Here is a 24,682-nt window from a genome sequence, read left to right on the forward strand (position 1 = left end):
AGTTATGGTAGATATAGTAAAATCGAAAAAGCATTGGATGAATGTAGGAGCCTTTTAATTAAAATCCAAGAAAGGATGAATACTCCCTATTAGAAATTTTGTATTTCTCATTTATGCGAAAGTATAGGGCATTCTTACTATAATAAATTTTACTATCATTTTTTGTATACAGAAACATTTAATAGCATACCATATTAGTTATTTAATGTGCTAATTCCTTAGATACCTAAGTGTGCGAAGACACGGCTTGTTGTGTTTATATATTAGACTTCCAGTTAGAAAATATAATTTTTCAAAGCAGTGATTGATTGAGAAAAGTATTTAGATTTTGCAGTAAAATTCATATTATTAGGGGAGAATTTCATATGTAATTTTTTTCTATGCAAGACACAATTGGCAAATATGAGGAGCATTTTGACAAACAGGTATTCAGGGTAACTTACAAGTTGAAGGATTATCAGGTAATTCTACTTAAAAAGGACCTTAAAAAAGATCTCAAGGAGATAAATATACTATTAGACGGTTTAGTTCAGAAAATGATTAAAGAGGAGGGTAAGTGGCAGTTTGAACATGGTGATGACCGCGAGCTTGCAAATGATATCTGGCGTGCTATTTCATTACGGTATCGAATTTTCTCGTAATTATTTGTTTATGTGTGCGATGCATTTGCAATCTTTGTAAAGTGTATCTAGCGGATCTGATTGCCAAATTTGTTTCGTATCAATATTTAACATAGTCAATTTTCCATTCGATCCCGCTCCTGTATCCAAATTGGTAATATTTAAAGCCGTCATTGGTTGAACAGTATCCCAATTTAGGGTAGATGTATGACCTATGTAGATGCTTTTAAAATGAGTAATCATTTCAAAGGTATCGACTTTTTTTTCCTTCATCTGCATGGCTTAGGCTTCAGTCCATAGCCTGCGATCCCAATAGTAATTTTTTTCTGACTGCTCATGGAAATCGAGGTATCGATCAAAACCAGCATGAACAAAGCATATATTTTCTAAAATATAAAAAAGCTTCTGTTTCTGAAAAAACTGCCGATGCAATGGTGGGATATCAGAAGAGTTTAATGAAGTTTTAAATCCTGATCCTTTGGAAAAGCACACCTTTGGACCATCTTTGTATTTCAGATAAGATTCTATTGTTCCTTTTCCACCATAATTCCATGATACAGGATGAAAATCAGTCTGGATAAACTCTTGGAACCATGCGTCATGGTTTCCCTTAATCGCTATCAGATTTTTAATTTTTAAAAGTTCCTCGACACATTCGTAGACTTCGTTATGGCCATCGGCTATATCACCGAGCTGAATTAAGGTATCATTTTGATAGTTAAATCCGGACCTTTGTAAACATTGTACCAACGCTTTGTAAGCTCCATGAATGTCGCCCATTACAAATTTTCTTGATTTCCTATCTTTCATTTCTAGCCTTTCACTGCTCAATTAAATATATGAAAATTTATTTTTTTATTGTTTGAATTTTCCGTTTAATCCTTAATTTAGTGTACTCCCTGTCCCTATAGGAGTTCATCAAATAAAGCAAAAAGCACCGAATGTAAGTTCGGTTCTTTTTTGTGGTAGAGATCAATTTGTCAATAAGTACTATATCGTTTCAACATCAATTACATACCTATAACGGGCTTCTTTATTTACCACTTTCTCCCAAGCCTCGTTTACTTCTTCAGCTTTGATAATCTGGATTTGCGGATAGATTTTGTTTTCTGCACAATAGTCCATTACCTCCTGTGTTTCGGGAATACCGCCAATGAGCGAAGAATTATAATTCACACGGTCAAACATAAACTTGCCGTTATCAACGGTAAATAAGCCTCCAATTGGTTGTCCAACCTGCGTAAAGAAACCATAAGGCTTCACACAAGCGGCATAGCTTGAAAGGTCAAAAGCATAGGGAATAGTGGAAAGCATATAATCCAGCTTACCCAGATAAGGTTGTAATTTATCAATGCTGTCCACTACGATAACTTCTTTTGCTCCGAAACCTTTAATATCGTTTACTTTGGATGGCGATGTGGTAAATGCGTACACTTCCGCACCTTTTGAAACTGCTAATTTGATAGCTATATGTCCTAAACCGCCAATACCTGCAATACCTACCTTATCGCCTTTTTTGAATTTGGCTCTCATCAGTGGCGAATAGGTGGTAATCCCTGCGCAAAGCAACGGTGCTGCATATTGCAGGTGTATATTATCAGGAATTTTGATGGCAAAATGTTCTGTCACCACGATATTATCGCATAGCCTCCCTGTGTTATCCCAGTGGGCGATGATTTTTCGGGTACGCCGTATGTACCTACCATTCCGGTAGTTTCACAATGGTGTTCTTCTCCTTTTTTACAGCTATCGCAGTGCATACAGCTATCTACCATACAGCCTACGCCCGCTTTGTCGCCAACTTTGAATTTGGTCACGTTTTTACCGACTGCGCTAACTATACCCGCTATTTCGTGTCCAGGCACTTGTGGGTACTGCTGTTTTCCCCAATGTCCTCTGATAGTATGAATATCAGAATGGCAGACACCGGAGTATTTGATTTCAATTAGAATATCGTTGTCGCCAACTGGTCTGCGCTCAAAGCTCCATAATTCCAGTTTCCCTTTTTCGCCTTTTCCGGCGTATCCTTTTGATTTTATATTCTTACTCATAATTTTGGATTTATCTGTTTGTGAAAAAATGTGTAAAGGGCTTGCAAGCATTATGCCTGCACTCGCCAACGCCGTTTGCTGAATAAATTTTCTTCTCGATGGTTGTTTGTTATTTTCTTCCATAGCAAAAACGATTTGATGGTTATAATTCTTTCGAGGTTATTTTTATTGTAGCTGCCTTTGCCTGTTTATTAATCATTGCATTGAGGTAGGGGCTGTTACCATATTTTTTGCGATAGGCTTCATCAATTTGCTCATTGATGTTGCCATTTACCGTTTCAAATAAAACGTCCTTAATCATTCCTGCGGCGTGAATACGACCTGCTTTCTGTTCGATGGCGGATTGATACCAACGTGAATTTTGCCCGTTATAGGCACGAACGTATAGGTCATTGTCCACTACCACTGACCAAATCCAGGTAGGCGTACCATAAGTAACGCCGTCAGCCCGAAATGGGGCAATTTTCAGGTCGTCTGCCCTGACTATACTTTGTAATTCTTCGGGTGAGAATTGATAACCTGTATTACTCATATCCTACTTCAATTTTTTAAAAATCTCTACCATAGCCTCTTTATCAGGACTGCTCATATCTACCAGTTTTAATGATTTTATCATTTTAAGGGTAGTGGTCTTATAGTGCTGAAAGTGGGGCGTTTGCAAATGGGATTGATACGCTTCCTTGTTGGCGTACATTTCCACAATCCTTACCTGCGTGGGGTTCTCCTGTTGATACATTGGGAAGATGGCAATCACACCCGGCTCTTTTTTTACGGAAGCCGATGCCTCTTCTTTCAGGATGGCGTTGTATTCGTCCAGATATTCAGGCAGGATTTCTACTTCAGAAATGCGTACCATTATATCCGGTTCCACAACGGGAACGATTGATGTTGAAATTGATTTTCTTACCGAGTTTGCCTGCGTCCTGCTGATATGTTTTTCTATCAATCCGGCAATCTGTTCCAATTGGCTGTTTGTGATACCTGTGTTAACGCCCATACTTATATGGGATTTTAACTGGCTTTCCACTCCGGGCATTGCAGCCAGTGCAGAAATAGTTACCAATTCCCTTTGCTGAAAGCTAAGGACATCACTTACGAAAATATCGGCAAACAGATGTTCTTTCAGAAAGGCATCAATACGAGGGGCAAACGCTCCAAAACCCGGTGCGGGTTTAGCCTGCTTTGTTTTGGTCAAAGTTTCCAAGACTTTTCTGCCCTGCTCGTATTTATCGGTAACATTGTTCTCAACTACAATCTTCTTTCCATCCCTATCTTTTATGCCCTTTGTCTTCCTCTCATCCAAAACGGTCTGAAATATACCGAGTGCATTTAAACTTCTCGGAAAACCACAGTAGGCATAGAGCTGTACCAAAGCTTCTTTGATTTCGTTGATTGTAACTCCTGCATCCAATGCTGCACTTAATTGGGGTTTCAGGTTTTCCAAATCTCCTGCCGCCGTCAATGCCGAAATCGTGACCATACTTTGTTGCTGTGCATTGAGGCTATCAGCATTATTCTGTGCATTCATTGTATGTACGTTAAGAGTGAGAACAAAAAACAATATCCATTTTACAATCTTGCTTCTGTCCATAGTTCTAAGGATTATTTTGTGGCTTCATTTACGGCTTTTTTATATTCCTGATCGCCGACAGGTTCGAGCCATTTGTTTTCATTGGTCTGTGGGTTGCAGGTCACTCCAATGTGGGAAAACCAACTATCGGGAGCTGCACCGTGCCAATGCTCAACATTGGGTGCGATTTCCACTATATCTCCGGGATTTAGACGGCGGGCAGGTTTGCCACGTTCCTGGTAATAACCCACACCGCCAACACAAACTAAAATTTGCCCACCAGTGTGCAAATGCCAATTGTTGCGACAGCCCGGCTCAAAAGTGATATTCGCCATTGGCACATTCAATTCTTTGTTAGAGGTAAGCGGAGCATTCCAAGATTTTCCACTGAAATATTTTTCATAGGCGGTGTTTGGCTCGCCTACAGGAAAATCACTTACTTTTTTCGGTGTTGTTGTTTCCATATTTTTATCTTTTGAATTGTTGCAGGAAAACAGCAGGAATAGTGCTGTTATCGTTGCAATTGTTATTGTCTTTGTCATATATGCTGATTTTAAACGTTATCCAATCTTAATATGTTAAGGTATTGCGAACGCCATGATTGAACCCGAAGGATTATCTTTGGTTCCGCCCACCGAAATTGCCACGTATTGTTTGCCGTTTACCTGATAGGTACATGCCGTAGCGTTCGCAAGGGCAGGGAGCGTAGTCTGCCAAAGCAATTTCCCTGTCGCCTTATCCAAAGCCCGCAGTTTCCTGTCTTCCGTTCCGCTTATGAAAATCAAGCCACCTGCCGTTACAACAGGGCCAGCTTTTCCTTCTTGCCCGGTTTCAGGTGCGCCTTTTTGTTGCCGCAGGCTGTCATTGCCCAACGGTATCTGCCACGCATAGTCCCCGGTAGCCATATTGATGGCACTAAGCGTTCCCCACGGCGGTGTAATTGCCGGATTACCGCTTGGGTCTTTCCACGTTTTGTAACCTGTACTGTTTACATACTGGTCGGGACGTGCGCTTCTGTCGGCGGTTGTCAGTTGGCTGGAACTTTCCTGAACATCCATTTCCGAAGGCTGTTTTGTTCCGGTGGTGATGGTAATCAAGTCCGGCGCATCGTTCGATTTGACATACAATAAATTGGTAGCAGGGTCGTAGGCAGCACCGCCCCATTCACCGCCACCCCTTGTTCCCGGAAGCTGGATGGTTCCTTTTAAGTCAGGTGGCGTGTACAATCCCTCATAGCGCATCGAACGGAACTGTTTTACCAATGCCTCATGGTCTTCGGGAGAAAAGTTTGTCAGGTCTGCCTCTGTGATATGCTGCCTTGCAAACGGTTTGGGTTTTAGCGGAAAAGGCTGGGTGGGTGAAGAGTGTTCTCCGGGCAGATTGCTTACCGGAACTTTTCTCTCTTCAATCGGGAATAGCGATTTGCCCGTTTCCCTGTCCAATACAAATACAAAACCCTGCTTGGTAATCTGTGCCACAGCATCGGTTTTCTTACCATTATTATTTATCGTTATCAATGCCGGAGGTGCGGGCAAATCGTAATCCCACATATCGTGATGGACGGTCTGAAAATGCCATATATGTTTTCCGGTTGCCGCATCCAATGCCAGGACACAATTGCTGTACAGATTGTCGCCTTTTCTGTCTGCTCCCCAAAAATCATACGATGCTGAACCCAGCGATAAAAATACCATTCCACGTTTATTGTCTATACTAAGCCCTGCCCAGTTGTTTGCGCCCCCGACAACTTTATAGGCTTCGGGGTCCCAGGTCTCGTGACCCGGTTCCCCAGGATTGGGGACGGTATGGAATGTCCATTCCAATTTTCCCGTAACGCAGTTATAAGCCCTAATGTAACCGGGTGCCGCTCCCGTAATAAGAACAACTTTGTCTTCCATCAGTTTCATAATCAAATTTTTGTCCAATGTTAATTTTAAAATTCTATTTTGTTTAACGTGATTTACCTCACGTAAGTTTGTAATACAAAGTTCCTATCTTCCTAAAACATATAGCATATACAAACCACGGATTGTGCTACCATTTTCACTGATTTGCACCAATTTGCATATAGGGGAAGAAATAATGGATAAATTTGTATTGATTTTAAACGCAATTGAAATGGACGATATTTTAAGAATTGATACGGTTAGCCAGCACGATGCTTTCTATCATAAGGAGAATTTACATCCGCTGGTAAGCATAATGGATTTTGACGGCAGAGTGCCGGAGATCTATGCTTCCAAAATGAATTTTGGTTTTTATGCGGTGTATTTAAAGGAGGTGATGTGCGGCGATATGAAATACGGGAAACATACCTATGACTATCAGGATAGGACATTGGTCTTTGTTGCTCCGGGGCAGATCATCAACGTGGATATCAACAAGGACTACAAACCGCAGGGCTACGCACTACTGTTCCATCCCGACCTGATACGTGGCACATCCCTGGGCAGGCATATAGATGAATATACGTTCTTTTCCTACCAGTCGAACGAAGCGTTGCATCTATCCGAAAGGGAAAGAAAGATTGTACTGGACTGTTTCGACAAAGTCGAGTACGAACTGGAACGGGGTATGGACAAGCATAGCAGGATGCTGATTGCTTCCAACATTGAACTGTTCCTGAATTACTGTGTACGGTTTTATGAACGCCAGTTCATTACACGTAATGAGGCAAACAATGATATTTTAATCCAGTTTGAAAAGCTGTTGGGTGAATATTATCAATCGGAGAAACCGCAGACAATAGGCTTGCTTTCTGTTACCTATTGTGCGCAGCAACTCAATCTTTCTACCAATTATTTCGGTGACCTGATAAAAAAGGAAACTGGCAAGACGGCTTTGGAATATATCCAATTGAAAATAATGGCTTTGGCTAAACAGAAGATACTGGACAATAAAAAGACCATAAATGAGATAGCCTATGAATTAGGTTTTAAGTATCCTGCCCACTTTACACGTACATTTAAAAAGATAACTGGAACAACGCCGATAGAATACAGGTCTTTGAATTGAAAAAGTTGATAGAAAAGGTGTTAATTTAGGTTTCTCTTTCTTTTTTTCTTTTTTTTCATGTTGAACTCAAATATCTGTTCCTCTGGATCTTCGTACATTCCATCTAGCAAAAGTGAATCCAACAATCCCCATTCACTTAATAAATTTCCGCTGTTTATCATAAAATCGAATAGCGGATGAAGTTCATCTTTAAGAGATGTCGTATTTATATTCGTGTGATTTGGAGGCGTGGTTCGTTTGTTGCTAGGCGTTTCACTGAGTTTGTTGTCGGCAAAAAGCTTTTGGAATACGTTAGCAGAGAATTGTTTTCCCAAATGTGAACCGTTGAATACATGACCGGTATTGTGATCTATAAAGGTAATTCCATACAATCTTTCCTGTTCATTTCTTCTAATGACTGTATTTATTCCGTGCTCTATTAAATAAGTGGTAAACTCCTTTTCATTGCTGGTTATTGTTAAGGCCTCAGAAATAATCAGACTGGTTTTCTCTTTAATTTCGGGACGTACTATTTTACTCTTTTCAAAATGTGATCGAAGGGCTATAAGGCCCGCCTGTTTTCCGAAGAGGGATGCTTTAAACGGATTACCTATTTTAGTTCCGCCAGCATCAACAGCGCTATAAACTAATCCTTCTTTGATCTCGCCTCTATAATCTTTTTTTATATGTTCGGCGGTAATATTGAAAAGTGAAAGAAGAGCATTGTAACTGCCCAGGTTTTGAAAGTTATAATAGGCAGGTAGGTAACGTACAATCGACGCAATCTGACTTTTAATATTTCCTTTGTTATGATCGACAGGGGTAAAGGTAAAACGCTCATCAGAACTTATCTTTTGATCTGCTGGAATTAATTTGTATTTTTTTTCAATCTGTCGGCAGATTTCCATTGATTTTTTCTTCTCAAAAACATCAGATATTTTTATTCCGTTTTCATCTACTGTTGTTGATACAATGTGGATGTGTGTTCTATCGATATCGTTGTGCTTAAAAACCACATAGGGTTGATTGCCATAGCCCATTCTGGTCATGTACTCATTTGCAATGTTGATGAAGTCGTCATCCGATACAATATCATGCGGATCTGGATTTATCGAAATATGGATTGCAGTTTTTTCTGTGTTCTTATTTGCTGCAAGGTTCGGGACGAATGAAGCCAATAATTGTCCTGTCGTATAGTTTCCATCAGGCGTTTCAAGCATATTGTTCATGTGTAATATCTGACCGTTATCCCGTAAAACTTTGTTATGATTATATAGCAATGCACCATATATTTTTGAGCCACGACCTATTTTTGCGATCATAAATGTTGTTTTTTAGCAAGGTGTTCGGTTTCAAATTTTTTGCTTAAGATCAAAATTTCCCGGCAGATCGTAGCTAGTTCTATGGTCAGTGCTTCAAGTTTTCCTATATAAAAGACTGTTTTTTTATCACCGAAATTTGTGTGCAGGATCTTTACGATCTGGTTATAGTTTACCCCGATTGCCCTGAATTGGCTAAAAAACTGCGTTAATTTCGTGCAGTAATCCATAGCTCCTTTATCTAGGACAACTGAATTTATCTTCCTTTCAAACAATAGGGATACAATAAATTTAGCTTTATTGTCAAGCCCTGATTGATCCAATAATGCTAAAAATCTCGCGTTTTCTGCATCCGTAAGGCGGAAAGCATAACGATGTATAGCTTTTTCTATTTTAGGTTTTCGACCTCCTCTATGAATTGTTGTAGCCATCTTTTTTTTTAAAAAAGTAGGCCATTTAAAAATTTAAAGTTGGAAGTATTCCAATAATTTCCTAATTGATCCTATTAATTCATAAATTGAAACAATCAATTTTTCCCTTTTACAGGTCCGTTTATGAAATCCTTTAGCTAAATAAATTTTTTCTCTTTAATTTGTTTTGTGGTTCCATCTGGCTGATTAGTATAAAATGAAAAGGTAGCAATTTGCTACCTTTACAACCTTATTATAAATTGATTTTGTCTATATTCTTTCTTAAAAGTAACTGTTAAATTCCTTGTGACCCTACCTTTATTTTGATTTTACAATTTGTCATAAACGGAAGTGCTAATAGGTATTAATTGCACTTCCGTAAGCTCAATAACCTGTTGATATTTTTAATTGCGATGACTATACTGTAAACCTAAAGTATGCCACAATTGCTGACAGTATAAAAACCACAATCAACATGGGGAGCATTTTGTATTCTTGTTTTTTAGTATGAACAACCATACCTGCTATCATAATTAAACAAAAGCCCGTTGCTGACATAGGTGTCAGTATCGGTGCAAAATCTATAAGCCACGGGATTATAATGCCGATACAGCCTAACCATTCAAGAACTCCTAATATTCGGATTGGTATGATTGAACTCTCGGATTTTAAATGTCCATCTGCGACATGTTTTTCTTTACTTCCGGTAATTTTTCCAAAGCCCGGCATTTATAAAAAATAGAGATAGAAGTCCCTGTATTATCCACAAAATTGTATTCATTTTTGGTCTTTAAGTAATTAAAAAAATATGCTATTGAAAACTTTAATGGATGAGCATAACAAGAAGCCTTGAAAAATCAAGGATGCTCCCCAAATGATTTTGAGTGACAAAATCCTATATTTCCTAATTACTGGTTAACCCTTTTTAGGTTGGTCTAACCAAAGATTGATATCTTCCATTGATGGTTCTATTTGTGCTAGAATATGCAAATATAATAAAAAGTGATGCTGTTAACTGAATTGTAGATTGATGATTTTAAGTTATATCTATTCTCTTCTGCGTTTGTGCTTCCTATTCATCATAGGCAAAATCTTGTTTTTCGTAATCTTCGCTCTGGGCTTCGTGCAGTGAACCGCCCAGTACTTCAATCAAACTGTCTCCACGTTTATCCGTAGTTAAGAAGTCGAACAAATGATTTGTTTCTTTCGCAGGAAGATCTGGATCATTTGATGTAGATAGTTTGGGTTGTAATCCAGCTGGTTCCTTAATATCGGGCTTCATGTTATTGTTCCCATAGTCATTAAAAGTTTTTGATGACGGTTCCTTTGCTTAGGTTGAGCCGTTCCATATCGTTTCAGATTTTTGTGGTCTACAAATGTCATTCCGTAAATACAGCTCAGTAATCACAAATCAATTTTAATTCACAAAAACCCTCGACTTTGGAGAGCGTTTTCAGTCCTCGGCAGAGCAAGTAGTTTTGGGGCACAAAACGAGTTTTGAGGCACTCAAAACACAACTTGCTCTGTTCTTGGGAACAGATATGAGAAAGTGTAGAATAAAGCTCGAATCATAAAGAGTTCTCGGAAACCGTAGGTAAAAGGAGGAAAGGTAGTAAAGCTTCTGCTTTACTGCCCATACAGTTGCCTTCTTTTGTATAGAGCATGTGGGAAGGAACTATGGTTAATTTACCCACTTGCAAAGCAATTAATTATAAAAGCATAAAAGTGTTAGGTTTTGCAACTATAAAAGCATAAAACTATAAAAGCGTAAAAGCATAGAAACGGTAAAATTTGAAGTCATAAATATTGGAAGATCGTTTACCCAGCCTACGAAATTCTAAGAAGTATGAATGATTTACAAGTAAGATGTAAGTCTATATGTAAGGGCCTTTATAAATCCTTATAACTGACTAAACACATATTTTACGATGCATCTGTAAAGTTAGGCAGTTGCTCTTTGATACAACTTTAAAATTAGGAAGCTATAAAATGATATAATATGGAAAAAAAGAAAGAAACCTTAAAGGTAAGCATTTATGCGCAAAAGGGCGGAGTTGGTAAATCGACAATGACGATTCTTCTTGCGAGCGTTTTGCATTATCGTCTTGGATATAATATCGTGGTACTGGATTGCGATTTTCCGCAGCACAGCCTTCTCGGTATGCGTGAAAGAGATAAGCGTAGCATTATGGAAAGTGATTTCCATAAAAAACTGGCTGTTAAACAATTCCATAGCATAAATAAGAAGGCTTATCCGATCATAAAGTGTAAGGCGGAAAATGCGCTTGAAAAAGCTTTTGATTATTGTGAGACAAGCTCTGTTAGGCCGGATATTATTTTTTTCGATCTCCCCGGAACTGCCAATACACAGGGCGTTATCGGTGCTTTAAAGGGCATGAACTACATTTTTTCGCCAATTACTGCAGACCGACTGGTCGTTGAGAGTACACTGGCATTCAGTGAGGTTTTCCTGAAACTTCCGGCGCAGAATAAAAATGTCATTGAGCAATCCTTATTCCTATTCTGGAACCAGGTTGACGGGAGGGAAAAGACAGGTCTTTATGATTCTTATCAAACTGTAATAGAGGGATTATCACTGAAGAGTATGGCAACAAGGATCATGGACAGTAAGCGGTTTCGGAAAGAAATTGATGACACAGGAAGCTATGTTTTCAAGTCCACACTGCTGCCTGCCGACTTACAGATTTTGAAAGCTACGCGTGTAGATGAATTTGTTAAAGAATTTTTAAAAATAATTCATATCTGAGATGGCAATAAAGAAAGATCGTAAAGAATTTGAGAAACCCATCATAGATGAGGAGTACCTGATGAGCATTATGAGTGGCGATGAGCCTTTGCCAGCGGCAGATCCGGAGAAAAGCACCGATAAAGATATAATGCCCACGGCTAAAGTTGAGAAGTCCAGACCAAGATCCGGTAAAAAAATGGATTACGAAGATTTGTTCCTTGTCAACCGTTTTCCAACCGGCAGGAGTGGAAAGGTTGTCTATATACGGTCTGAATATCACGAACGGCTCCTGCGCATAGTTCAGTTGACCCGTGAGGACAAAATCACTCTGTATTCCTATATAGATAATATACTGGAAAATCATTTTAGAGAATATGGTGATGAGATTACCGATTATTTCAATAAAAAATTTAAACCCATTTTATAAGATGAAAAAGCAACAGAAAAAGGTTGAAGTTACTGTAAAAGTACATCAGCAGGTAACTTATGAAAATGTGAATTACGAATCACTTTTCCTGTCAGATATTTTGATGGATAAACGTGGCGATAAGAGCATCTATGTCAGCAGCGAGCATCATACCAGATTAGCCAGGATCGCCAATGTGATCGGTGAGGATAGAATACCGTTGTATGCGCTACTGGATAATATTTTGAGGCATCATTTCACGCTTTTTGAAGAAATGCTCGTCAAAGAGTTTAACGACAAATCTAAGCCACTTTTTTAAGATCATGGAAGCTTTAATACAGATTGTAATATTGTTCTGCCTAATTATCGTGATTATACTGTTGTTGGTTGACAAGGTTAGGTTCATCAATCCTCAGCGCAAAATAGATCGGAATGTTGAGCAGGAAGCGGAACCCGATGTCATTGGGAAGGTCACAATTCCTGAAAAAGAAAAAGGACCGGTGTGGCTTGCCAACAGGAAAAGTTAATCGAACAGATGTTAGCAAAAAAGGCGGATCAGGAAAACAATGATTCAACCGGAAATGAACGGGAAGAAGAAAGTGCCTCAAACTTTAATAATGAGGAACCTGACGATATCGATAATATTCCAGCGGATGATGATCGGTTTGGACAGGCAGTCTCTTTAAATGAACTGACAAAAGTTGGAAACCTGTTGCAGCAGGAGAATCTGGATGCAGCCCAGGAAAAGGAAACAAGTGACATTATCCAAAAAATTGAGGGAACGGAGTTTCTAGCGATGATGCAACAGTCCATTGATGGGGCTTCTCAGAAGATTGCCAGACTTTTAGATAAGTCGTTATCTGAAAAACATAATGTTATTCCAAAAGAGAACCAGAATAATGCCCTGGACAATTTTGATATCGGGGACTTTATCTGATACTGAATTTTTAATGCACTAATTAGTAATAATAAAAAAAGCAGCTATGATAGCAAAGGATGATCCTGACTATATAATAGAAGAATACAAAGGCCGGATAATAGCCAGTCATAAAAAGTAATGTGTCACAAAAATCAATGGACAATATTATCATTGTTTATGATAAGCTTGATTTTCCCGATTATGGATTTTACATCGGACTTGATGATTCAAAAAACATAGGCTACCGGAAAATGGAACCTGTTAATATGGAAGATGCCAGAAATTATATTGATTGGCTATCAGAAGTGACCAATAAAAAAGGCATACAGCAAGATCGGTCAGTTTCTGTTCCCTTACCGATAAAAGAAGTGGTTGGCCAGATTTTATCTGAGGTCGCATTGAAAGGGTTGGAAAAATAAAGAGGCACAGTCCCCAATTAAATCCCGAAAAAGGGTAGGGGATTTGAACCTCTCAATTTCGGAAATTGGATAGGAAATGTTCGGAATAATAGTGTCGCGATTGTTTGTCGTCTTCAAAAGTCGGCGATTTCACGCTGAATTTAGCTCAGCAATAAAATTAATAAAAATGATAAACGCTGAGCTATGGAAAAAGAACTACCGGATCTACACAGATCCGATTATGGAATCGAGTTTATTGTTGATATACAGAAATTCGAATTTCGAGAAAGAGCCAACCCTGACAATCGTTACACATTAGAGGATATAAGTGATCTGGGTGAAGAAGGATACTTTTTTGATCATTTCGATAAATCAACAGGGATGACCATTTGTATAAAGCCTCCTCAATTTGTTACGCTGGCTCCACAGCAGATGGCAGAGAAATATAATAAAGCTGTTGAGGAAATTCTTTTGCTGACCGATTTTGAAACTTATGGTCGATCAGGAGGTACTGACAAGACGAATTAAGTATGGTGAACTTCCCACGATTAAAATTGGCGACCACATCTTTTACGCAGATGCACGTATCGATCTTTTAAGGCCCAAGGACGATTTTTCATCAGTGGGTATACGTTTTGACGATCTGGAGGATTGGTATGTTGAGGATAAAAATGTCTATGCTTTCCTTACGATCCCAAAAATTATAAAATAGGTGATCGGGAGTGGGATAAAAATATTGGATTATCCCACAGATTTAATTTTTGTTGAAATTCCTCATGTGAGGACACTTGATCCTGTGGGATGGAACAGAAGACATGGCTGGCGTGAAATAGAAGATCTAAAAGAAACAGGCCTGAAACTTGACTTTAAAGCCGAGCTGGTCCCCTGGAATAAGTCTGGAATCGATAAACTGATATGGGAAAACAGGATTAAACAACCTATCAGGGAAGCAGTTAAAGAAAGAGATAAAAGGAAAGAAAATAAAAAGGGGCGGAAATTATAGAATCTTTAAGGATATAGCTTTATGCTAAGAGTTTATAAACTTGGTTAACAACTAATTAGATAACGGTGATGTACGAATTCCTTTAGTTAAAGATCCGTGAATGGGAAATTTGGATTTTTTTAAAAACTTTTGCTACGAAAGATTCTACTGTTGGACTTAAGTTAATGAGAAGGAAGCGATACATCGCGTATCGCTTCCTTCTGAGAAGTTATTATAAATATCCTAACATTTCGTTTTTCGGATAGATGGTCTATTTTTCGGTATATCGTTCTCCAGGGGATATTTTATATCGACACTTGGGTCATCGGTTCCCATTGCATTCAACGCTATCAGATCCAATTGTGGCTTAATAGCAGGGGAAGGCTTAGTAAAAGGATTGGTAAAAGAGGTGTAGTCGGTAAAATAACCACCCGATCTCATATATATAGCATTGGCATATTCACCGGATGAAATCACACCACCAGCAACATCGGCTCTTCCTTGCGCCTGGTCTCCGGTGAAGATATAGTTAATAGGCTCAACGTATTGCCCCTGATCGGTGATAAACCAATGATTTGTAAAGTAAGCTTTATGCTCAGCGGCTCCCATCTGTCCGTTAAAAATCCTCTATAAAATGCCCCGCGCTTGTATACCAGTATGGTCCCTTAACTGTCGATTGTGTGACTCCTTTATCTCCAGTAGTACTTCCTGCCGTCTCCATTCGCACATAAAGATCCATTCGGTACCGTTGTGAAACCAAGCCTTATACAAAGTTGAATTAGGAAATCGTACCTGGTCAGGATGGGGGCGGATACGAAGTAAAACTTTATAAGTTTTACCAGTTTCCCACTTAACATTCAGATAACTCTGCCCGCCGGTACCTTCACCGCCAAACACCGAATATGTAATACCAGGTCTATACTGTGGCTGATTACATACCCGAACAATTTTGGGATTATACTTAACTTTTAATGCAGAAGGATCAGACTCCTCTATTGCCGCCCATATCGAGAACAGGAACCGACGCTCTGTTGCCGAGTTTGGTCTGTATACCAGCGTATCCCCTGTCCATTGCCGGAGGTCATATAATATGTATATAATGGATCTCCTCCTGGAGGTACCGTGACTTCAGTATAGAAATATTCCATATTGCCTGTCGGTGCGGTCATATTCATGTGGATGGATGGCGCAGCAATTCCGTCTCTTGGTGTAGCATAAGAGAAACTAATTCCGGTCTTTTTGCCATTAAATAGTGCACCCTGATCTCCTCTGGTAGCCCATCCGTTGAGCCAAAGTTCATAAAAGCGATAGTAATATGAACTATTTCCACTACCTGGGCGTAAAACCTACCCCACGAATCTCCAATTTTACCTGTACCCCGACGTTTCCTGCAGGAATTTCAGGGATAATGATACGATGTAGAGTCACTGTATCAGTAGCGGTTGTCTTGCCAATCAAACGGTAGCTATGATTGTAATCAGTTGTCCCATTATCATCCTTTGCAGGCAACCCATTGATATATGCCTTTACATTGATCTGTTCGCCGTTCGGCGAGGTACCACCGCTACCGGTACGGCCTGCTAACGCAAGCTGCAATTCTCCAGCATGACGTGCGACAAAGTAGATCGTATGTACCCCGGTAGGATCAGGTCCGCTGTTATTATTTTGAATGTAGCCGGTTGTCGCGTTCCCACTACGGCTGAGACCTAAACCTGAACCTGAACTATAAGCATTTCCCCAGAGGCCAAACTTAATGGGTTTATATTTGGGTGTTTCACCTTCAAACCGGCGTTGCGTCTCATTTCGTGGAAACGGCTCAGGTTCTTCCAACCATTTTAATGCTATTTTCCATTCTTTTTTGTTACCATTTGCTGCGCGTACTGTATAGACAATATTTTCCTGCGAAAAATCCGTCACACTGCCCGAAATAGGGGCAACAGTTGCGTTGGAAGAGACTTCAATATTGGGACGAAGCAATTTACCCACATACCAAGGAACCATCACATAGACAGAATCTTTATCGGGTACAATATTCGTCTCGACCTTATCTCCATCTTTATATTCGGGAAACTGAGTTATATCAATATTGAAAGCCACAATATCGTTTATACCGGGGCGGTTTGGATCCGGTTTGTCGAGGTCGGGGTATGTAAGCCTTTTACAGCTTCCCAGTCCAATGGATAGGATACATAATACCAACACTATAATGCAATGGAATCTAAATATCTTCATGTTATTTTTAGATATGTTCAAAACTTAATTTATTTTTCCAAAAAGCTCTATTTCCGCCAATGCTGCAAACCCACCAACAGAGGCACCTGCGTTCGGGTCGAGATAATTCTCACCTTTGATTACAATCTTTACATTGGTCGGATTTTTCACAGATACGGGCAAGACAATACTGCTTACATGCGGCAGGGCAAAATAAGGGGTTTCATCACCTTTATACATCAATTTGTAACCTTCTGAATCCACCGATCCCAGGCTATTCTCTTTCCAGATATCATCGTTTCCGGGCACTGTACTATTTGTATCAGTACCATCTCCTTTTACATAGATAAGATATTGTCCCCAACGACCGTTACTTTTCCTTGGTTCTGTTCTGGGGTAGAGCACAATCATATCCAGGTTTTCTGCACCCGGTTCTAATGAAAATGAAATTGTATGATTTTGTCCTTGTGTGCTGTTTGTCGAATACCGGCTATGCCACATTGAAACATAATCCCCATCGATCGTCCAGGATGCCGGTCCATCCGGTTGCTCGGATGAAGCCACAGCACTTGTAATAGGCAGTTTGCGGGTAGGTAAGCCACTTTGTTTTATCTGCATGGTTGTACTCCGTCCGGGAACCTTGAGTGTAATGACTGTTGATCTCGGACTGATCGAACTATTACGTTGCGTAGTAATCTCCAAATATTTGTCTTTGACATTAATGGAAAGCCATTCGCGGGCAACCTCGGGAATTTCTACTTCTAACGGATATACGGTGCTGTACACCCGATTGAGATAAGTTTCGCCATCCCCGACAAAGGTCAGGTCCGCCTCTTCAACCATTACGCTCGGTGGGATAGCGATACGGTCTTTGCTACATGAAAATAATAGCGTAAAGATAACAGCCAATAAAAATATCTTCTTCATATAAGGTCTTGTTAATAAGTCTATAAATGTCTTAATTGACAGGATTTTGTGTCAGCGGAATCGGATACGCGTCAATCTCACTTTGCGGTATATATTCCACAACGCGCGGATCTGTTGGCAGAATCTCAAGTGGATAGTTTGTGCCTGTCAGGTGTGATCCTGGATAGCGTCTATCGATGACTTGCTGATTTCGCAATATATCATATTTTCGCTGCGCTTCCCATGCAAGTTCCAGCCGGCGCTCGTTCAGTATCCACTGTAGTATCTCCGCATTAGTACCTGCTTGCGCGACAGTTTTCAGCGGCACATTTGCCCGCGTACGAATCACATTCAGATCAGCCACGGCTCCTGAAAAATCGTTGCGATGCCACTTTGCCTCGGCACGTGTCAGGTACATCTCTGCCAGACGGAACAATACCGGGGAATATAGCTGGGATTGCTGCTCCTGGTATGAGCATTTCATAATATATCTTTTAGGATAACCATTTCTATCGATCAGCGCTGGTTCTATCCATACATTATAGCGTGTACCGCCAGACATGACATAATACTGTGTATTTCCTTCTGCGGTGGTTTCTTTCTGTACGGTAGGGCTACTATACTGGTTAGCATCCTGTACAATGGTATAATCATTGCCCGATCTCTGAACCTTCTTCCATACGTAATTATATGTCTTGGCTGTCTCATTACCGACAACATAGATCATCCACAGGTCCTGGCCGCTTTGGGGCTGATTACTGATAAAACTAAAGCGAAGATCATTTGGATTTCGGCGCAATAAATTAAGATACGATTCGGAAGGGTACATTTCACCCCAGCCCACTTGATCGATTGTCGAATACATAGCACCCACTGAATATTCATCCATAAAATAATCTTTGAAATCAGCATCTTTCACCATCCGAATACACCAGATAGTTTCCGAATTTGCCTCTGGGACATGTTGTGCATATTTTTGGTATGCCTCTCCCTGTAATAATGAATACCTGCCTGAATTAATTACAGAATCTGCATACAGCCCGGCCTTTTCCCAATCGCCCATATACAAATAGATCCGTGACAAGAAAGCCCAGGCAACCTCCTGAGAAGCGTAGTTGTTATTTTTGGGGAGTGTCGAACCTGATCTTTTCATATAGGACGCTGCCCGCGTTGCATCGCTCAAAATTTGGTCATAGACCTGCGCTACGGTACTCCTTGGCGGGAAATAATCGATATCATTGGTTGTTTTGATAGGAATACCTAGGTTGTTATTGGCACCTCCGGCATCCAGATATTGACGGCCGAAGATATTGTTACAATTGAAATATGCCGACGCACGGAGCAACAGATTTTCGCCGATCAGATGATTGATAGATTCCTTCTCTGCCTCAGGAGCCGCATAGTTTTCCAATACCGGTAACAATGAATTTATGCTACCTATCATCTGGTAAGTAAAAAGCCACACGCGTGCCGTGTAATAACTATTTGCACTGCGTGTGTAACGATAAAAATTGAACAGCTCATCGGAAGTGGTCCCAGAAAGCGATACATTGTCGCCGCCATATTCACCTATCTGATGGATCGTCTTGTAATAGTACTCTTCTTTCATCTTCGCATAGGTACCGCGTGTAATCGATTCTGCACTGCCGACCGAGATATTATCATCGGAGATCGAATCATAAGGAAACCTGTCGAGTTTTTTGCATCCATCCAATAAAACGACAGCAAGTAATCCCGCGAATCCTACTTTTATATTTTTTATGTTAAGTCTCATCTGGATATATTTCATAATTAAAAACTAAAGTTGACGCCCAACGAAAATCGACGTACTGTTGGGTAGATATCAGTCGCATAGGTTCCATTGCTTTTGCCTATGCCGGCTTCTACATCTGCTCCCGAGAATTTGGTCAATGTCCACAGATTTTCTCCAGTCACATAAAATCGTGCATTTTTCAAACGGATTTTCTGCAATAATGCTGAAGATACATCGTAAGCTAAAGTGACATTTGATAATCGGAAATAGCTGCCATCTTCAAGATAGCGGGTAGACAATTCATTGGAACTACTGTTTCCCCCTGACACAGCCTGGGGATGCGTAGCGATATCTCCGGGTTGCTGCCATCTCACCCAATCTTTATTGGAAGAAAGACTCATGGCATTGTATGTGGGATAAGCACCATCATTGTCATAAAATTGACGAGCGGCATGATAAATCTTGTTTCCTGAAGCGAAAACACCTATTGCGGATAGTGTAAGGTGCTTATAGGATAAGCTTGAATTTATGCCACCTGTAAATTTAGGTGTAGATGATCCTGCCAGTACCCGGGTCGCCTTTGCACGATCAGTTACAACCGAGCGGGCGCCAGTTTGCGGATCATAAGCATACCAAAGCGGTGCTCCGGTGTAAACATCTACTCCCGCCCATTCCGGCAGATAATATGTATCCCGGTCTTCACCTACGCGAAAAATTTTGTTACTCGTATCATCGGGAAACTGATCGGCATTCCCATTCGCCAGCTCCGTAATTCGATTTTTATTGTAGCCAAAATTTGTGCCTAGAGACCATTTCCATCGATCTGTCAAAATAATATCGCCTGAAAGACTTACTTCGATCCCGTCATTTCTTAATGCCCCGATATTTTCATAACGGCTATTGTAGCCTGTCAGCGCACTTAGCTTGCGTGAATACAGGAGATCCGAAGTGTTTTTGACATAATATTCAGCAGTAAGATTTAAACGTTTGAATAAACTCGCATCAACAGCAAAATTTGTTTCGTATGCCTTTTCCCATGCGAGGCCAGAGTTTCCAAGTACATTTGGGAATGCCGCTGGAATACCTACATAGTTGCGGTTGAGCGCATAGACACTCAGGTAAGAATAGTTTCCTAAGCTGGATGAGTTACCGATGGAACCATAGCTGAATCTTAATTTAAGAAGATCTACAAAAGACAGGGATTTTATAAAATCTTCTTTTTCCATTGACCAGGCAGCTCCGACGGTCCAAAAATTGCCGTATCTATTTTGGGGCCCAAATTTTGAAGAACCATCGCGGCGAAAAGAAAATTGTGCGCTATACTTATTATCATAGACATAATTTGTATTAAAATACATTGATCGGGTTGCATTTTCATATTTGGTGCCTTTCACGCTATAAGCTTTTGCCGCCACGTCAAGGACTTCACTATTTATTGGTATAGACTGTCCGATTGCATTTGTATTTTCATACAAATAATCACTGTATTCGTAGCCCAGGAAAGCGTTTATGCTGTGTACTGTTTCAAAAACACGAGAAAAACGCAACAGTTGATTTGTATATCGTGTTGTCGCCAGATCTTCCTTATTTTCGATAGCTCCACCGGTTGCTTCCGAACCGATCGCACGCGGATCGGTATAAACCATACCGCGGGAAAAGCGAAACCCAATACTGTTATTCGACTCGAAGGTCAGCCAATCCGTTAGCCGGTAATCAAATCCAAAATTGCCGTTGATACCGATCTGTTTATTTTTTTCATAATTAAACTGGTTGTTATAAAGATAATTGTCCATATCCCGGCCATGCCAGTCCAATGCTGTTCCCATTCCGGTCTCTTTCCCGGTACGTACAGATCCATCGGGATTAAATGGATAATCCCAAGGTAAATAAGTCATTGCGCTATAGATACTCTGCTGCCTGTCGTCCGTAGTCCTATAGTTTCCGGCAACTTTAAGATAAACTTTCAGCTTGTCGTTGAATGAATAATCTATATTATCCCTAAAGCTTATACGGTCGAATGTATAGTCTCTTACCGTTCCCGATTCTTTATAGTAATCGAAAGACAAGAAATTGCGTACTTTTTCTGTTCCTAAAGTATGTGAAACTGTATGGTTTTGTGTCGTACCGGTTTGTGTGGCAAAATTAAACCAGTTCGTATTATGGGAAAGCAATGCGTCCTTGTCGCTTAACCAGGGATAATCCTTTAGAGCGTTCTTCATTGCGATTGAATATGCATACAGTTCAGGACCATCCATTAAGTGGAAATTTCCGAGATTTTGTGTGGCTATACCAAATTTGGAGCTTGCAGCAATGGTATTTTCTCCCGTACGACCACTTTTGGTCGTTACAAGCACGACACCATTTGTGGCACGCGATCCATATAATGCCGTAGCCGAAGCATCTTTCAAGATGGAGATACTCTCGATTTCATTGGGATTTAATTGTGCTCCTGTTCCCGAAACTACCCCATCTATTACCCATAGTGGTTCGATGGTATTATCTCCGCCTAGCGAACTTTTTCCACGGATACGGATTACAGCAGGATCGCCCGGTCTACCGGACGTATTTAATACCTGTACCCCCGCGACTTTACCCTGTAGCATGCCATTGACATTAGGAGAAGTTACTGTGGTTAGTTCCTTCGCCTTTAGCGTTGTTATGGATCCGGTAACCGAACTTTTCTTTTGTGTACCATATGCTACAGTAACCACTTCGTCGAGCATAGATTCTTTCGGTCGAAGAACGACAGGGCCTTTCAATTCGCGGATGCGTAACTCCTGTGTCTGGTAACCGACATAGACGATTTCCACTATAGCGTTGCCTTGAGATACTGTGAGTTCGAACCAGCCACCCTGATCAGTTACAGCCATAATTTTACTGCCTTTAACCTTGACCGTAGCTCCGGGCAGAGGTTGTCCTTTCTCATCGGTCACACGTCCCCGAAAGATCTCCTGTTGCAATATCTTATTCGACAGGTTTAGGTTTTTATCCGTTACGACACTATTCTTTTCTGTCAGGGTGATAACTTTATTCGAGATATCATAGTCAAGTGGCTGACTGGCAAAAAGAAGAGATAAAGCTTCTCCTAGAAGCTTCCCTTCAATCTTAATGGTGATGGGATTGGCTTTTTCCAAAAGTTCTTCCTGAACCACAAACGAATAATCTGTCTGTTTTTGGATATTACGCAAAACTGACTTCATTGAAGCTGATTTCACGTTTAGGTTAATAATTTGGGCTGCCGTTTTTCCGGTCACCTGTAAGCAAAAAAACAAAGATAGAAGTATCGTTAGTTTCATACTCAGGATTTTAAAGAAAACACCTCGGGACAGTAAATTGGAATACCATCCTTTGGCATGAATAAATTTATCCATACATTTGTTAAGGTTACTTGTCATAAATCAGTTCATTTTATTACATTTTGGCCTACTGCGGAGTTGTGGTGTTCGAGCACCACAGCTCTGTTTCTGACAGAGGGCCGTTCCTCTATTTAATCTTATTTTCTTTTTATATATACCCTCCTTTCATTTACTGCAAATGCTATATTATAGTTTACTTCCAAGGCTTTTAACACATCTTTTAGAGGTAGGTTACGTTTGAGTGATCCAAATACTTTTTTCTGCGCAATACCATCTGGTATTGCCTCAAATTGCACATCATACCAGCGTTCCAATTCTCGGGTCACTTCGCTCAGCGTCAGGCTATTCAGCATAATTTGCCCATTTGTCCACCCAGCATAATCTTCGGCATCCACTTGCTGTAGCGATGTTAGTCCATCAATGGATGTTTTTAACTGTTGACCGGGCTTTAAAATCTGTATTTTGCTATATTTCTTGCTTTTCACTTTTACAGCACCTTCCAATAGCGTAGTTGATTGGATTTCACTTTCGGGATATGCTTTCACATTAAACTTGGTACCCAATACCTGGATAATCTGCCTGCTGGTTTCAACAATAAAAGAATGGCGAACCTGGCTTTTGGCAACTTCCAGATATACTTCACCACTGACTGATATACGCCGCTCATTACCGGTAAATCGAGCAGGATACCTTACTCTTGAATCTGCATTAAGCCAGATGCGGGTGCCATCTTCTAATACCAGCTGATATTGTCCGGCCCTTGGTGTGGTTACGGTCACCCATTTAACCGTATCAGAAGCAATAAGTGATCTACCATCGCCGTAACCGATAAAACCTTTCCCATTTGTAAGGACTGCCTCCGATTCGCTTAGATGTATAGGTTTACCTCCATCTAGTGTAAGAGTAGCTCGATTTGTGCCAGAAAGTATCTCTGTTCTGACAATATTGTGCTGAGATGTTCCATCCTTTTTTGTCCACAACAGATAAGAGATTGCTCCAACCGCAATTAACATAGCGGCAGGTAACCATCGGATTAATCTATGCATGCGGGCGGGACCTTTCCTAATAGGCTGAGATAATAGGATAGTACTGTCCAGCTGTTGAGCCAATCGATCAATTTTATCCTGTGAAATAATATCTGGAATAGGTTTTTCAAGCTGGGAAAGGATACATTCCTTAAGCTTATCACTATGTTCGTCCAATTCAAAGTAACTCAACAGTTTTGCTAACTCCTCCGGCGTCACAGATCCGGCCAAATATTTCTCAAATAATATAGTTATATCTTTAGGTTTCAAGAATCCTCCTGCTTTTATAGAGTTATACGGATCAAAAAGAAAAATGAGGTACAACAATATAAAATTATATTGATAAAATATTTAAAATACTGATATACAGCTGAATATTTTTTTATATCTAATGCAGCTTGTTTGCTTGGGTAGTACAGCTCAATACCATGAGAAGTAGAAATAATTCAGGATTCTTGATAACTTGTTCTTTCAGAAAAGCGTTTGCACGTTTTATATGGGTGTTGACAGTATGGCGGGTGATACCGACTTGTTTCGCGATTTCCTCATAACTATATCCTTCTAACTTTGCCATTCGGAATACAAGTCGCTGTTGTGCGGGCATTTTGGATAATATCTGGTGTAGCTGTTCAGAACGTTCCTTTTTGATAATGTTATCATAGACGTGATTGTCGCTTTGTTCGGTAACCACAGCCAACGTATCGTAAAGAGATTTATCAGAATTGGCCTTCCGAAATAGATCATATGCTTTATTGGTAGCAATCGTATAAAGGTAGGATTTAAAGTTTTTATCAGGATCGATCTGCCGGCAACTTTCCCAAACAGCCATAAATGTTTCCTGAGCGATATCCTGCGCTAGTTCTTCGGATTTAAATAGAAAAAGTAAATGACCAAGGATGTTTTTTTTATACGCATTATATAATTGCTCAAAAGCGTATCTATCTCCTTTATGAAGCCTCAAAAGTAATCCCTTTTCATCTATAGGTGGGATAGTTTTCATATTTGGTCAGTTT

General features: G+C 40.1%; 29 protein-coding genes and 1 pseudogene. 11 read left to right on the forward strand and 19 right to left on the reverse strand.

The window, feature by feature from the left end; genetic code table 11:
• Window positions 1-380: 380 nt before the first annotated feature.
• Window positions 381-641: a hypothetical protein gene (locus tag DTA23_RS25900; RefSeq protein ID WP_112376428.1), complete on the forward strand. Its 261-nt coding sequence runs from the start codon at window positions 381-383 to the stop codon at window positions 639-641.
• Between the two features lie 261 nt (window positions 642-902).
• Here DTA23_RS25900 and DTA23_RS25905 read toward each other — a convergent pair whose 3' ends face one another.
• The 7 genes from DTA23_RS25905 to DTA23_RS25930 form a co-directional block, all read right to left on the reverse strand.
• Entirely contained in the window at window positions 903-1,430 is a 528-nt protein-coding gene (locus DTA23_RS25905; RefSeq protein ID WP_218565472.1) for a metallophosphoesterase, read from the reverse strand.
• A 180-nt stretch (window positions 1,431-1,610) separates the two neighbouring features.
• Window positions 1,611-2,252: a zinc-binding dehydrogenase gene (locus DTA23_RS28215; RefSeq protein WP_218565473.1), complete on the reverse strand. Its 642-nt coding sequence runs from the start codon at window positions 2,250-2,252 to the stop codon at window positions 1,611-1,613.
• Window positions 2,246-2,671: an alcohol dehydrogenase catalytic domain-containing protein gene (locus DTA23_RS28220; protein ID WP_218565474.1), complete on the reverse strand. Its 426-nt coding sequence runs from the start codon at window positions 2,669-2,671 to the stop codon at window positions 2,246-2,248. The genes DTA23_RS28215 and DTA23_RS28220 overlap by 7 nt, the downstream gene beginning before the upstream one ends.
• Window positions 2,672-2,813: 142 nt before the next feature.
• Entirely contained in the window at window positions 2,814-3,203 is a 390-nt protein-coding gene (locus DTA23_RS27320; protein WP_112376429.1) for a DUF2255 family protein, read from the reverse strand.
• 3 nt (window positions 3,204-3,206) lie between these two features.
• Window positions 3,207-4,199 (reverse strand): carboxymuconolactone decarboxylase family protein, encoded by a 993-nt coding sequence (locus tag DTA23_RS27325; RefSeq protein WP_204991131.1) that lies wholly within the window; start codon window positions 4,197-4,199, stop codon window positions 3,207-3,209.
• A gap of 74 nt (window positions 4,200-4,273) precedes the next feature.
• Window positions 4,274-4,783 carry a cupin domain-containing protein gene (locus DTA23_RS25925; RefSeq protein WP_112376431.1) on the reverse strand — a complete coding sequence of 170 codons (510 nt, stop codon included), beginning with the start codon at window positions 4,781-4,783 and terminating at the stop codon, window positions 4,274-4,276.
• Between the two features lie 36 nt (window positions 4,784-4,819).
• Window positions 4,820-6,148: an outer membrane protein assembly factor BamB family protein gene (locus DTA23_RS25930; RefSeq protein ID WP_112376432.1), complete on the reverse strand. Its 1,329-nt coding sequence runs from the start codon at window positions 6,146-6,148 to the stop codon at window positions 4,820-4,822.
• 211 nt (window positions 6,149-6,359) lie between these two features.
• Between DTA23_RS25930 and DTA23_RS25935 the strand changes: the two genes are divergently transcribed.
• Window positions 6,360-7,256 carry a helix-turn-helix domain-containing protein gene (locus tag DTA23_RS25935; protein WP_112376613.1) on the forward strand — a complete coding sequence of 299 codons (897 nt, stop codon included), beginning with the start codon at window positions 6,360-6,362 and terminating at the stop codon, window positions 7,254-7,256.
• A gap of 20 nt (window positions 7,257-7,276) precedes the next feature.
• Here DTA23_RS25935 and mobB read toward each other — a convergent pair whose 3' ends face one another.
• The 4 genes from mobB to DTA23_RS25955 form a co-directional block, all read right to left on the reverse strand.
• The gene (mobB, locus tag DTA23_RS25940; RefSeq protein WP_112376433.1) at window positions 7,277-8,557 is read right to left on the reverse strand and encodes a conjugal transfer protein MobB; all 1,281 of its coding nucleotides are present in this window, start codon (window positions 8,555-8,557) and stop codon (window positions 7,277-7,279) included.
• Entirely contained in the window at window positions 8,554-8,985 is a 432-nt protein-coding gene (gene mobA / locus DTA23_RS25945) for a conjugal transfer protein MobA (RefSeq protein ID WP_112376434.1), read from the reverse strand. The genes mobB and mobA overlap by 4 nt, the downstream gene beginning before the upstream one ends.
• Before the next feature lie 396 nt (window positions 8,986-9,381).
• The gene (locus tag DTA23_RS30820) at window positions 9,382-9,693 is read right to left on the reverse strand and encodes a DoxX family protein (RefSeq protein ID WP_112376435.1); all 312 of its coding nucleotides are present in this window, start codon (window positions 9,691-9,693) and stop codon (window positions 9,382-9,384) included.
• A gap of 343 nt (window positions 9,694-10,036) precedes the next feature.
• Window positions 10,037-10,246: a hypothetical protein gene (locus DTA23_RS25955; protein ID WP_112376436.1), complete on the reverse strand. Its 210-nt coding sequence runs from the start codon at window positions 10,244-10,246 to the stop codon at window positions 10,037-10,039.
• A gap of 717 nt (window positions 10,247-10,963) precedes the next feature.
• Between DTA23_RS25955 and DTA23_RS25960 the strand changes: the two genes are divergently transcribed.
• From DTA23_RS25960 to DTA23_RS26000, 9 genes are all read left to right on the forward strand, one after another.
• A complete protein-coding gene (locus DTA23_RS25960; RefSeq protein WP_112376437.1) occupies window positions 10,964-11,731 on the forward strand; it encodes a nucleotide-binding protein in 768 nt (255 codons plus the stop codon).
• Between the two features lies 1 nt (window position 11,732).
• Window positions 11,733-12,140: a DUF3408 domain-containing protein gene (locus DTA23_RS25965; RefSeq protein ID WP_112376438.1), complete on the forward strand. Its 408-nt coding sequence runs from the start codon at window positions 11,733-11,735 to the stop codon at window positions 12,138-12,140.
• 1 nt (window position 12,141) lies between these two features.
• Entirely contained in the window at window positions 12,142-12,438 is a 297-nt protein-coding gene (locus DTA23_RS25970) for a DUF3408 domain-containing protein (protein ID WP_228459743.1), read from the forward strand.
• A gap of 4 nt (window positions 12,439-12,442) precedes the next feature.
• Window positions 12,443-12,646 (forward strand): hypothetical protein, encoded by a 204-nt coding sequence (locus DTA23_RS25975; RefSeq protein WP_112376440.1) that lies wholly within the window; start codon window positions 12,443-12,445, stop codon window positions 12,644-12,646.
• An 8-nt stretch (window positions 12,647-12,654) separates the two neighbouring features.
• Complete coding sequence (locus DTA23_RS25980; RefSeq protein ID WP_112376441.1) at window positions 12,655-13,056, forward strand: hypothetical protein; 402 nt, start codon at window positions 12,655-12,657, stop codon at window positions 13,054-13,056.
• A gap of 137 nt (window positions 13,057-13,193) precedes the next feature.
• Window positions 13,194-13,457, forward strand: coding sequence for a hypothetical protein (locus tag DTA23_RS25985; RefSeq protein WP_112376442.1), 264 nt, complete (start codon window positions 13,194-13,196; stop codon window positions 13,455-13,457).
• A gap of 183 nt (window positions 13,458-13,640) precedes the next feature.
• A complete protein-coding gene (locus DTA23_RS25990; RefSeq protein WP_112376443.1) occupies window positions 13,641-13,964 on the forward strand; it encodes a hypothetical protein in 324 nt (107 codons plus the stop codon).
• On the forward strand, window positions 13,930-14,148 hold the full coding sequence (locus DTA23_RS25995; protein ID WP_112376444.1) for a hypothetical protein: 219 nt from the start codon (window positions 13,930-13,932) through the stop codon (window positions 14,146-14,148). The genes DTA23_RS25990 and DTA23_RS25995 overlap by 35 nt, the downstream gene beginning before the upstream one ends.
• A 24-nt stretch (window positions 14,149-14,172) precedes the next feature.
• Window positions 14,173-14,439 (forward strand): hypothetical protein, encoded by a 267-nt coding sequence (locus DTA23_RS26000; RefSeq protein WP_146753209.1) that lies wholly within the window; start codon window positions 14,173-14,175, stop codon window positions 14,437-14,439.
• Window positions 14,440-14,661: 222 nt separating this feature from the next.
• On the opposite strand, the pseudogene DTA23_RS31015 reads toward DTA23_RS26000, so the two are convergent.
• The 8 genes and pseudogenes from DTA23_RS31015 to DTA23_RS26045 all read right to left on the reverse strand — a co-directional run bounded on the left by DTA23_RS31015 (window position 14,662) and on the right by DTA23_RS26045 (window position 24,669).
• Window positions 14,662-15,519: pseudogene (locus DTA23_RS31015) on the reverse strand (DUF3472 domain-containing protein).
• Window positions 15,411-15,647: a DUF3472 domain-containing protein gene (locus DTA23_RS30035; RefSeq protein ID WP_370445175.1), complete on the reverse strand. Its 237-nt coding sequence runs from the start codon at window positions 15,645-15,647 to the stop codon at window positions 15,411-15,413. Before DTA23_RS30035 ends, DTA23_RS31015 begins: the two are co-directional and overlap by 109 nt.
• Window positions 15,648-15,747: 100 nt before the next feature.
• On the reverse strand, window positions 15,748-16,650 hold the full coding sequence (locus DTA23_RS26020) for an SGBP N-terminal domain-containing protein (protein WP_146753210.1): 903 nt from the start codon (window positions 16,648-16,650) through the stop codon (window positions 15,748-15,750).
• Window positions 16,651-16,674: 24 nt separating this feature from the next.
• On the reverse strand, window positions 16,675-17,556 hold the full coding sequence (locus DTA23_RS26025) for a BACON domain-containing protein (RefSeq protein ID WP_112376450.1): 882 nt from the start codon (window positions 17,554-17,556) through the stop codon (window positions 16,675-16,677).
• A gap of 31 nt (window positions 17,557-17,587) precedes the next feature.
• Window positions 17,588-19,309: a RagB/SusD family nutrient uptake outer membrane protein gene (locus DTA23_RS26030; protein ID WP_164466431.1), complete on the reverse strand. Its 1,722-nt coding sequence runs from the start codon at window positions 19,307-19,309 to the stop codon at window positions 17,588-17,590.
• A 17-nt stretch (window positions 19,310-19,326) separates the two neighbouring features.
• Complete coding sequence (locus DTA23_RS26035) at window positions 19,327-22,488, reverse strand: SusC/RagA family TonB-linked outer membrane protein (protein WP_172462518.1); 3,162 nt, start codon at window positions 22,486-22,488, stop codon at window positions 19,327-19,329.
• Between the two features lie 293 nt (window positions 22,489-22,781).
• Window positions 22,782-23,939, reverse strand: a complete 1,158-nt coding sequence (locus DTA23_RS26040; RefSeq protein ID WP_123870228.1) for a FecR family protein — start codon at window positions 23,937-23,939, stop codon at window positions 22,782-22,784.
• Window positions 23,940-24,057: 118 nt separating this feature from the next.
• A complete protein-coding gene (locus DTA23_RS26045; RefSeq protein WP_112376454.1) occupies window positions 24,058-24,669 on the reverse strand; it encodes an RNA polymerase sigma factor in 612 nt (203 codons plus the stop codon).
• Between the last annotated feature and the right edge of the window lie 13 nt (window positions 24,670-24,682).

The organism is Sphingobacterium multivorum (assembly GCF_900457465.1).
Taxonomy (GTDB): Bacteria; Bacteroidota; Bacteroidia; order Sphingobacteriales; family Sphingobacteriaceae; genus Sphingobacterium; species Sphingobacterium multivorum.